This window comes from Okeania sp. SIO2F4 (assembly GCF_010672385.1).
GTDB lineage: Bacteria > Cyanobacteriota > Cyanobacteriia > Cyanobacteriales > Microcoleaceae > Trichodesmium.
Genome location: NZ_JAAHGT010000248.1, coordinates 1 through 11,209, shown reverse-complemented (window position 1 = coordinate 11,209; position 11,209 = coordinate 1). Strand labels below are relative to the sequence as shown.

Genomic DNA, 11,209 nt, shown 5'->3' with positions numbered 1-11,209 from the left:
AACTACTGGTTGTAGAGAAAATTTCGAGCTATTGTGAATATCATCTCTAGTTTTTTCAATTAGGGAACGACGATGTAATGAATCTAATATTTCTAGTAAACTAAATTGATTAATCGATTTTAATTCCAGAGTTGATTCATTACTATTCCGATGTTCAAACTTCGGTAACAACAAATCATTTTTTAATTCGGTTATAGCCACAGCATCTCTATTGATAGCCAACCAATATAATACAGATTTTTCTAATTGTGATAAATGTTGAAATTGTCGATTAATAAGATTACAGATATCACCAAATACCCTTGTACCTTGAGCCAGAAAATCATCAACATTACCATCGAATAAATCCAATATAGTAGTTGCGATAACTTTAAGATATAAAGGATTACCACCATAATTATTAATCAACTCTTGTAAATCTGAATCTCTAGTATCAACAATTCCTTTAGCTTTAAAAATTTCCTTGATTTCTGAAATACCCAAACCGCTAATTTGTAATGAACGAACAGGTAACTCTTTACCTTCAATAGCAGCAATTTCCTTTGGCTTCTCTCTAGAAGTAATTAACAAACAACATTGATGATTTGTCTCCCCTACTTTTTGAAAAAATTCACCATAACCCTCATATCCTTCCAGATAATTACCAGCATAATTACCCTCCGAAAAAATAGCATCAACATTATCCATAATTAACAAACAACGTCGATTTTTCAGATACCCAATTAACTTATTAATTATCAGAGTAATATTTTGCCCTAAATCTGTTTCCTCTCCATTAGATAAAACCTGTAATAAATTAGTAATAATTTCTAAAAGTGGTGGTGCATTCCGTAAAGAAAACCAAATTGAACACTCAAAATATTGACTCAAATTTTTAGTAATCTTCGCGGATAAAGTTGTTTTGCCAATTCCACCAATTCCAATTAGTGTAATTAAACGACAACCATCATCTACAACCCATTGTTTGAGTATATTTAATTCTTCAGAACGACCATAAAAAATCGAAACATCTGGAGCTTCATCACAAAAATAATTATTTCGTTGATTATCTCTTGGTTTTTCAACCTTATTATTGACTACATCTAATTTTGCATAATCACTTGGATTTAACTCCAAACCAAAACCACGAAAAAAGCGATCTAAAGTACGTTTATCAACACCAACTTCTCGATGTAAAACTTTAGAAATAGTCGTCGGATCGAGTCTAGTTATTTCACTCAAATTTTCAATAGTATAAGGTTTGACAGAATTTTCTTTACTTTCTTGAATTTGTTGAGCATTATTTAGTTTATGCCATCCCTCATTTGTCAGAATCACTCCTCGTTTACCTCTGCTTCGTCCAGTCATAGTAGAATTACCTATTATTTACCTCTTATTCTTCCTAATCATAAAGATCGTCAATCTGGAAGTTATGGATTTTTATGGAAGTTTTATATTTTTATTGAATTTTTTATTGACTAAAAAACAAGGTCTCAAGCCTTCCCTTTTAACAGGATGAAAAAAATATTCGATTCAGTATTTGAAGCCTCCGACTAATACCAACTTGATAAGTTTTTACTACAAATAGTTAGGGTACTTATTAGAAATAAACTCACCCCTACTTCTCCCAACAGAAGAAGTCATAAGTCAGGAGTCAATAGTCAGAATGAATAGGTTTTATATACTTTTTCGTATTGTAAATAATCTTTATTTGTCAAATACAAATTTCCTATAAAATATTTCAATAGTGCTTATTATTTGTAACATTGTTTTTTAAACATGGTATAAGGTCAGAGATGCTAATGACTGATAACTGATAACTGATAACTGATAACTGAAATAGCCATGCTTTTGTCACAAAAACCTTAGAATTGTTAGGGTTCAGAAAATTTAATGCTGAAATATACAAATAATTTTTTATAAGTTCCCGAACTTCCCTGGTGTTAATAATTAACAGATGCAATGATACTTACATATGGAATTACAAAGAGATGCAAATTTTCCAGTTAATAGTTATTTTGGCAATCTACTTTATCTGTATTAACTGATATTGGTGACATAAAATATGAAATTTCTATCAGAATCAGATTAATAGTCAGGAAAAAACTGTTTTAACTACTGACTACTAAAAATATTTTCCAGTTAATGATTATTTTGGCAATCTATTTCTGTATTAACTGGTATTGGTGACATAAAGTATGAAATTTCTATCAGAATCAGATTAATAGTCAGGAAAAAACTGTTTTAACTACTGACTACTAACTACTGACAACTAAAAATATTTTCCAGTCAATAGTTATTTTGGCAATCTACTTTATCTGTATTAACTGGTATTGGTGACATAAAGTATGAAATTTCTATCAGAATCAGATTAATAGTCAGGAAAAAACTGTTTTAACCACTGACTACTGACTACTAAAAATATTTTCCAGTTAATGATTATTTTGCCAATCTATTTCTGTATTAACTGGTATTGGTAAAATTAGGTATGAAATTTCTATCAGAATCAGATGAATAGTCAGGAAAAAACTGTTTTAACTACTGACTACTAACTACTGACAACTAAAAATATTTTCCAGTCAATAGTTATTTTGGCAATCTACTTTATCTGTATTAACTGGTATTGGTGACATAAAGTATGAAATTTCTATCAGAATCAGATTAATAGTCAGGAAAAAACTGTTTTAACCACTGACTACTGACTACTGACAACTAAAAATATTTTCCAGTTAATGATTATTTTGCCAATCTATTTCTGTATTAACTGGTATTAGTGACATAAAGTATGAAATTTCTATCAAAATCAGATGAATAGTCAGGAAAAAACTGTTTTAACCACTGACTACTGACAACTAAAAATATTTTCCAGTTAATGATTATTTTGCCAATCTATTTCTGTATTAACTGGTATGAGTGACATAAAGTATGAAATTTCTATCACAATCAGATGAATAGTCAGGAAAAAACTGTTTTAACCACTGACAACTAAAAAAATTTTCCAGTTAATGATTATTTTGCCAATCTATTTCTGTATTAACTGGTATGAGTGACATAAAGTATGAAATTTCTATCACAATCAGATGAATAGTCAGGAAAAAACTGTTTTAACCACTGACAACTAAAAAAATTTTCCAGTTAATGACTATTTTGGCAATCTATTTCTGTATTAACTGGTATTGGTGAAATCAGGTATGAAATTTCTATCAGAATCAGATGAATAGTCAGGAAAAAAACTGTTTTAACCACTGACTATTAACTACTAACTACTGCACGAGCAATTCGCGTTTGCGGAGCATTCCGTAGGAAATTTCCCCTACTAAAAATAATACAATCATTCACCAACACCAATTAACTAATACTTAACCAATGGCGAACTTGATAATTAATCAATTTAGCTTTATTGCCTCTTTTTACCAATGGCGAACTCGATCATTTACAATTGATAATTAGAAATAGCTTTTATTAATCAATAATTGAGATTTTCGTGATATTTTTCATTATCAATTTGAAAAAAAATCCCTATATTCAATTCCGTTACGGTTTTAATCAGAGGTAACCATCAATTATCCATTATCAATTATCCATTATCAATTAATGAAACGAGGTACATAATGACTCAAATTAACACCGATAATCTACCATTGTGGGTTCAAGATAGAGAGAAAGTATTACAATCCAGTCAGAATGTAAAATGGCGTAATGGAGCAGCACCAAATTACACTACTTCTACTAAAAATCTAGCCAAAGAAAGTAAATATAACCACCCAGAAAACTCTCTTGAATCAATTGTACAAAACTTAGTAAGAACATTCGATATTGAAGCAAATTTCAAAACAAATCCTCAAGACTGGTTAACTGTAGTTCAAGATAAATTCCGCATGAGTACAAACGGTGGAACTAATTATCAATTACAAGATTTAATCAACTCAGGTACTTACAAATTATTGATAGGTAATACTCAACATTACAAAGCCTCAGAAGAAAGTTTTGAGACTTCCACAAATCTCTTTCATACAGCATTTCCCGAAGGTTTTTTATGGGAAGTCGTAGAAGTTTACTCTCCACCACCAACAATTGTTGTTAAATGGAGACATTGGGGACATTTTCGAGGAAATTATAAAGATTATGTTTCCACAGGAGAGACAATTGAAGTTATTGGAATAAGTATTGTCAAAGTTGATGAGGATTTAAAGATTCTTTCATTAGAACACTATTATGACAATACAAAATTTTTAGATAGTCTAACATCCGGTGGTAAAGCTATTGCTCAAAAGCAACAACAATCATCTGGAGAAACACAAACTTCTAATTCCTTACAACAGAAATTTATGGGTTTTATAAAAAACTTTTTGCGACTGAAAAAAAATCCGAAAGTCTCTAATTATCGAGTAAGTCGCTGTCCTTTTGCAGCTTTTATACAGTAATACTAAATCCGGTTTATAAGACTTCTTGCAGAATTCAGGGAATAGGAAATAGGTATGGAGGAAATAGGGGGGATAAAATTGTTTATTCTATATCTTGAATTGGTTTAATTAAAAATTTTGCCAGAGGTTTGTAGAATCCATTTGCTATCTTTGTCCGCGATTAAATTTTAGAGTTATAGTCGGCAGTGGAATAGAGGCAATACACCGAAAAGATTGAAAAATACTTCCCTACTTCCTTATTCCCCGACTCCCTTATTTTTAAGATTAGAATCAGATTTTTCCCCTCATCAAATCTTTTTATCCATCGCTCCTTAGTAGAAAACCACAAACATTTTCATTTTCTAAAGCTCCTAAAAAAATCGCCGCGTCAAAGGATTTTCCCTTGCATCCTCAGAATTTTTCTGATATCATAAAAACTGTCAGGGGTAACTCGCCCATACACATGACTTTTTATTCAACCCAAATTCCTTGTTCAGAAGCGATCGCCCTATTCAAGAATTCCGCCTCAGAACAATACCAGAAATATTTTCATTTTCAGAGAGCTTCCCATAAACTATATGCTTATTTTTGCCCGCTCAAATCTTTCCATCCATAGTTTGCTCCTAGGGTAGAAAACCACAAACATTTTCATTTTCTAAAGCTCCTAAAAAAATCGCCGCGTCAAAGGATTTTCCCTTGCATCCTCAGAATTTTTCTGATATCATAAAAACTACGAGGGGTAGCTCGCTCATACACATGACTTTTTATTCAACCCTATTATTAAGAAGCGATCGCCCTATTCAGGAATTCTGCCTCAGAACAATACCAGAAATATTTTCATCAAAAACCGGGTATCAAAGGAATTAAAGACTATTTGAGCAAACCCTAAATACTTATACCAATTCACCTTAAGAATGTCACAAATAGTTTCAAACTTTGGTGTTGCTGAATCAAGGTATGAAAATCAAAAATGAATAATTTCAAATACTTTTTTATTCAATAGTTTAGGAATTGCCAAAAAATACAAATCATACCCACCCATCAGCAACCCCTAAACTTTAAATGTCAAATAAAATAATTGCCTGAAACTGTTGTTTTGTCAAAGTTTTTAGCCTATAAAATCTGGCATTCTCAATTCTAAATTCTCAATTCCGTGAAAAAGTTTTTAGCCTATAAAATCTGGCATTCTCAATTCTAAATTCTCAATTATGAATTCCGTGAAAAAGTTTTTAGCCTGTAAAATCTGGCATTCTAAATTCTCAATTATGAATTCCGTGAAAAAGTTTTTAGCCTGTAAAATCTGGCATTCTAAATTCTCAATTATGAATTCCGTCAAAAAGTTTTTAGCCTATAAAATCTGGCATTCTAAATTCTCAATTCTGAATTCCGTCAAAAAGTTTTTAGCCTATAAAATCTGGCATTCTCAATTCTCAATTATGAATTCCGTGAGAAAGTTTTTAGCATATAAAATCTGGCATTTTGAATTATAAATTCTGAATTCCGTGAAAAAATTTTTAGCCTATAAAATCTGGCATTCTCAATTCAGAATTCAGAATTCTGAATTCCGTCAAAAAGTTTTTAGCCTGTAAAATCTGGCATTCTCAATTCTCAATTCTGAATTCCGTCAAAAAGTTTTTAGCCTATAAAATCTGGCATTCTCAATTCTCAATTCTCAATTCTCAATTCCGTGAGAAAGTTTTTAGTCTATAAAATCTGGCATTCTCAATTCTCAATTCTGAATTCCGTGAGAAAGTTTTTAGCATATAAAATCTGGCATTCTCAATTCTCAATTCTCAATTCTCAATTCTGAATTCCGTGAGAAAGTTTTTAGCATATAAAATCTGGCATTCTCAATTCTCAATTCTCAATTCTCAATTCCGTGAGAAAGTTTTTAGCCTATAAAATCTGGCATTCTCAATTCTCAATTCTCAATTCTCAATTCTCAATTCCGTAAAAAAGTTTTTAGCCTATAAAATCAGGCATTTTGAATTCTCAATTCTAAATTCTAAATTCTGAAATTAAATTGGTGGTAACTCCAAAGATATTTGCCCTAATAAACCCTTGCGAAAATCATCCAAAATACGTCTAGAAGTACGCTCAATATCTCCTTGATGAATCCGATCTGCTACCTCATGTAAATAACCTTCACCTGTATAACTATTAGCATTCAAACCATAACGAGACTCCAAACAAAAAGCAGAAACAAAACCATTACTATCAACCTCTAAAGACATTAATAAATCAATCAAACTAGCAGCTATTAATTGATTATCATAAGCAGCATCCCCAATATCCTCACAAATAGCCAACTTAATCGCATCCTCCTCATTTTTAATCCTACTAGGAATTACCCCAGGAGCATCCAACAATTCAATCTCATCAGAAATGCGTACCCATCTTAATTGCTTAGTCACACCAGCACGTCTAGCACTCTCAACAACCTTCCTCTTCAACAACCTATTAATCAGAGCAGACTTTCCCACATTAGGAAAACCAATAACCACAGCACGGACAGGCCGAGGTAACATCCCGCGATCGCGCCGTCTCTGATTAACAGCACGGCCAGCTTCCCTCGCTGCCTTGGCCAAACTCTTCACTCCATCACCCAACTTAGCATTAGTAAAATAAGGCACTTGCCCCTCACCCTCAAACCATTCCTGCCATCTTTTCATAAGTTCCACAGGAATCATATCCATCCGATTTAATACCAAAACTCGTGCTTTAGTACCCACCCACTCAGATACCTGGGGATGGTTAGTAGTAAGTGGAATACGAGCATCTCGAACCTCCAGAACCACATCAACCCGTTTCAGTTGTTCCTTAAGATTTCGTTCGGCCTTCGCAATATGGCCTGGATACCATTGAATAGTCATTAATTTAGAATTTAGAATGAGCGAATTTAGAATTACCTCTTCTGATAAATTAAGAGGATTGGAACACAAGAATTTAGAATGAGCGAATTTAGAATGAGCGAATTATACCAATTTTAAAAAAGAATGCTACAAAAAGGTAGATATTAATCGGATATACTTAAAAATAGCTGCTCCAGTTAATTTGAGATAGTTATATCTATTTTTTTCCCTTTTTTTAAAAATTTACCCCTTCTTCCTTCTTCCCTATTCCTTCTTTCTTACTTCTACCATTTGTAACAAACATTTATCAAATTGGTATTACCTCTTCTGATAAATTAAGAGGATTGGATCAAAGGATTTTTTTTCTTCTCTTGGTCTCATAGATATGGCGCAGGTTTCCTCAGCATCCCATCCTTCGGAATGCTCCGCAAACGACCGCTTTTTCTCCATGAATAGAGAGGCTTTATACCTGAATTTTTCGGTAATTATTGGGAGTACCAGTGCCCAAATGGTCAAATAAATTTAGGATCATAACTTGCATTATTCAGATGTAGCATCTTAATTGTGATTGAGGGAAATCTTGTATGCAAATTACCAATACGATTCATTTCCGAAACCTAAAAGGAGATATTTTTGGCGGGTTAACTGCCGCAGTGGTGGCCTTACCAATGGCACTAGCTTTCGGAATTGCTTCTGGAGCAGGTGCTGCTGCTGGGTTGTGGGGAGCAATCTTAGTCGGATTTTTTGCCGCCTTATTTGGTGGCACTCCTAGTCTGATCTCCGAACCCACTGGACCGATGACCGTCATTGTCACCGCTGTTATCGCCGAATTAATGGCCGTAAATCCCGAAAGTGGTCTGGCCATGGCCTTTACCGTGGTGATGATGGCCGGTATCTTTCAAATCCTATTTGGAGTCCTGCGGTTGGGGAAGTATATTACCATGCTCCCTTATAACGTCATTTCTGGTTTTATGACAGGAATTGGCGTTATTTTGATTTTTTTGCAAATTGCACCGTTTATCGGTCAAGAAACCCCCTCTGGTGGAGTAATTGGTGTGATTAAGGCTTTCCCTAATTTGATTGCCAATATTAATCCATGGGAAACATTGTTAGGGTTAATTACTCTAGGAATTTTGTTCTTTTGTCCTGCAAAACTAAAAAAGTTAGTCCCTCCTCAACTAATAGCTTTGATAATTGGTACAGCGATTTCTTTAATTTTCTTTGGAAACATTGAAATTCGGACGATCGCTACAATTGGAGAAATTACCCCCGGTTTGCCACAACTGCAAATGCCTACATTTACCGCTGAAAATTTACGGTTAATGTTTGTAAATGCCATGGTTTTGGGTATGGTAGGTTCTATTGATTGCCTATTAACTTGTTTGGTATCAGATAGTTTGACCAGAACTGAACATAAATCTAATAAAGAATTAATCAGTCAAGGGGTGGCTAACTTAATTACAGGTTTATGTGGTGGAATTGCTGGTTCTGGAGCAACAACGGCAACTGTAGTTAGTATCCAAGCAGGGGGACGCACCGCTTTAGCTGGCATTAGTCGCGCTTTAGCACTGTTAATTGTTGTGTTATGGGCAGCACCTTTAACTTCCGGAATTCCTCTAGCTGTATTAGCAGGAATTGTCTTAAAGGTGGGAATTGATATTATTGATTGGGGTTTCCTCAAACGGGTTCACAAAATTTCTTGGAAGGCTGCCGGAATTGTTTATAGTGTGGTGCTCCTCACGGTATTTGTGGATTTAATGGTGGCCGTTGCGGTGGGAGTTTTTATCGCGAATATTTTAACCATTGAACGTCTCGAAGAAATGCAATCTCAGTCTGTAAAAGCGATTACTGATGCGGACGATCAAATCGTAATGAATGAAGAAGAAAAGCAAATTTTGGAATTGGCAAATGGCCGAGTTTTACTGTTTCATTTGAGCGGGCCAATGATTTTTGGAGTAGCCAAAGCAATTTCCAGAGAGCATAGTGCCATTAGTAATTATGATGTGTTGATTGTCGATTTGAGTGAAGTGCCAATTCTAGGGGTGACTTCTTCTTTGGCCATTGAAAATGCCATTCAAGAGGCAATCGATGCTGGACGAGATATAATTATGGTTGGAGCAACTGGAAAGGTCAAACGTCGGTTAGAAAATCTGGGAATTGCTGGCTTAATTGCAGAAAATTACTGGATGGGCGATCGCCTAACTGCACTTAAGGAAGGTTTACAAATAGTGAAGCAAAAAGAAGGCTCTAGCTATGAAAATATCCAAAAACCTGCTTTTCCCAGTTCTTAATCCTATGTTGATCGCAGAAACCGGATTTTTCCCAACTAGATTTGGCAAGGGGTCTCCCGTTATAATCGGGCGATTTAACGGGAGGGGAATTGCTCAGAGCAAATTAAACAGAAAAAATGGCGGGAGGAAAGTTCCCGGAAGATTTATCCCCTGGTTGAATAACGACACGCGGGTAATAAAGCGGCGTAAAAGTTTGCTATGCTAGAGGAATAAGGAACAAGGTTTGTCGCCATGACAAGAGCGGACTTTGCGGTGAAATTCCGGTGGACACCTGCAAGGGGAATTGATTTCTTACGACGGCTCAAAGCAAGTAGGCAGCTAGAGCAGCGAGAAGATTGCTCCAACACCGCCTAGTAAAACCACTCTTTTAGCTAAAAAAAAGTAGACTCACAGCTAGATTTCGGTCTATGCCGAGAAGTTTAGAAGTCTGCCCTTCAGGCTTTAAGCAAATGTGGATTTATCCCATTTGCGGTGGGTTAGCCACGGAATCCAGGGTGTTTCAACCCCTGGAGATGTCAAAGGTGTCGATTAATGTTCAACATATTCCTTTAATTGCTCAATAGTTACACCTGGTGCAACTAGCAACAAAAGCTGTAGGTATTGATGTAGGCTTAAAAGAGTTCTTAACTAACAATACTGGTAAGACTGTTTTTGTACCTAAATTCTATAGAAAATCTCAATCTAATAAATGCAAGAAAGCATCGAATTCTATCTATAAAAGAAATTGGGTCAAACAACTGGAACAAGGCACATTGATAATTAATAATTAATAATTAATAATTAATAATTAATTATTAGAAGAATTTAATTTGACTAAATAAACTTCTAATAATTAATAATTGGTGAATAATTAGTTTCCTTCTTTCATTATTAATTATTCATTGAATACATATTGCCAGGCAAAGAGAAGATTTTCACTTAAAAACTGCTCATAAATTAGTTAAAGAATATGACCTAATTGCTGAAGAATACCTTCACATTAAAGGTTTAGCTAGAAACACGAAACTATCAAAATCAATTTATGATGTAGCTTGGGGTGCTTTTATTGAAAAATTGAACGCAGTAGCGGTAAAGCGCGGTGTTCATATAATTAAAGTTAACCCCAATCATACATCACACTCATTGCAGTAATTGTTGTCAAAAAGTACCTAAAACTTTATCAGTTAGAACTCACTGTTGTCCTAAATGTAAAATAGTTTTAGATAGAGATGAAAATGCTGCAATTAATATCATGTCCGGATAAGAGCGTGATGAAAACACTTTTTTCCCTATCTCCTGTCTCCTGTCTGCTGTCTCCTGCCTAATTATTTATAACTGTTCAACCGGACATGATTAGGACTGACGCAGAGACCATCTATGTAGTGTTAAAAACCATAGCGCTACAGTTTTTGTACTCTATATATAGTACCCCTGCGTAAGTCCTGATGATATAACATATTAATTGACATCCTCCCGACGCTGCACTTGCGTGACAGCGCGGGATTCCCTAGCATTGCTAGCAGGGGCTTTCTGCTTCATAGCACCCGTATAAGCAAGATTTACTCTCTATGTGCTTCGCCTCACGGGGTGACAAGCTAGTTGAAAGCTATATATAGAGACGAATTTGCGTTCGGGAACTGAAGAATACTTCAACTAAAATCAAACTCTTATTGAGAATGAATGAGGTGTAGTGCGTTAGCTCTTC

6 protein-coding genes are annotated in these 11,209 nt (G+C 34.5%); 4 read left to right on the top strand and 2 right to left on the bottom strand.

What is annotated here, in order from left to right:
* A partial coding sequence (locus tag F6K22_RS16955; RefSeq protein ID WP_293100059.1) for an NB-ARC domain-containing protein occupies positions 1 to 1,347 on the bottom strand: 1,347 nt, incomplete at its 3' end.
* A gap of 2,243 nt (positions 1,348 to 3,590) precedes the next feature.
* Here F6K22_RS16955 and F6K22_RS16950 point away from each other — a divergent pair.
* A complete protein-coding gene (locus F6K22_RS16950; protein WP_293100056.1) occupies positions 3,591 to 4,403 on the top strand; it encodes a SnoaL-like polyketide cyclase in 813 nt (270 codons plus the stop codon).
* 1,997 nt (positions 4,404 to 6,400) lie between these two features.
* On the opposite strand, the gene ylqF is transcribed toward F6K22_RS16950, so the two are convergent.
* The gene (gene ylqF / locus F6K22_RS16945; RefSeq protein WP_293100053.1) at positions 6,401 to 7,255 is read right to left on the bottom strand and encodes a ribosome biogenesis GTPase YlqF; all 855 of its coding nucleotides are present in this window, start codon (positions 7,253 to 7,255) and stop codon (positions 6,401 to 6,403) included.
* 563 nt (positions 7,256 to 7,818) lie between these two features.
* Here ylqF and bicA point away from each other — a divergent pair.
* The 3 genes from bicA to F6K22_RS16930 all read left to right on the top strand — a co-directional run bounded on the left by bicA (position 7,819) and on the right by F6K22_RS16930 (position 10,768).
* Positions 7,819 to 9,525, top strand: coding sequence for a bicarbonate transporter BicA (gene bicA, locus F6K22_RS16940; RefSeq protein ID WP_293100050.1), 1,707 nt, complete (start codon positions 7,819 to 7,821; stop codon positions 9,523 to 9,525).
* 885 nt (positions 9,526 to 10,410) lie between these two features.
* Entirely contained in the window at positions 10,411 to 10,656 is a 246-nt protein-coding gene (locus F6K22_RS16935) for an IS200/IS605 family accessory protein TnpB-related protein (protein WP_363273738.1), read from the top strand.
* Positions 10,631 to 10,768 (top strand): zinc ribbon domain-containing protein, encoded by a 138-nt coding sequence (locus F6K22_RS16930; protein WP_363273736.1) that lies wholly within the window; start codon positions 10,631 to 10,633, stop codon positions 10,766 to 10,768. The genes F6K22_RS16935 and F6K22_RS16930 overlap by 26 nt, the downstream gene beginning before the upstream one ends.
* Positions 10,769 to 11,209 lie beyond the last annotated feature (441 nt).

What these genes read in the sequence shown, in the direction of transcription:
- ylqF (WP_293100053.1), bottom strand. Translation starts at nt 7,255, where the DNA reads ATGACTATTCAATGGTATCCAGGCCATATTGCGAAGGCCGAACGAAAT.
- bicA (WP_293100050.1), top strand. Translation starts at nt 7,819, where the DNA reads ATGCAAATTACCAATACGATTCATTTCCGAAACCTAAAAGGAGATATT.
- F6K22_RS16950 (WP_293100056.1), top strand. Translation starts at nt 3,591, where the DNA reads ATGACTCAAATTAACACCGATAATCTACCATTGTGGGTTCAAGATAGA.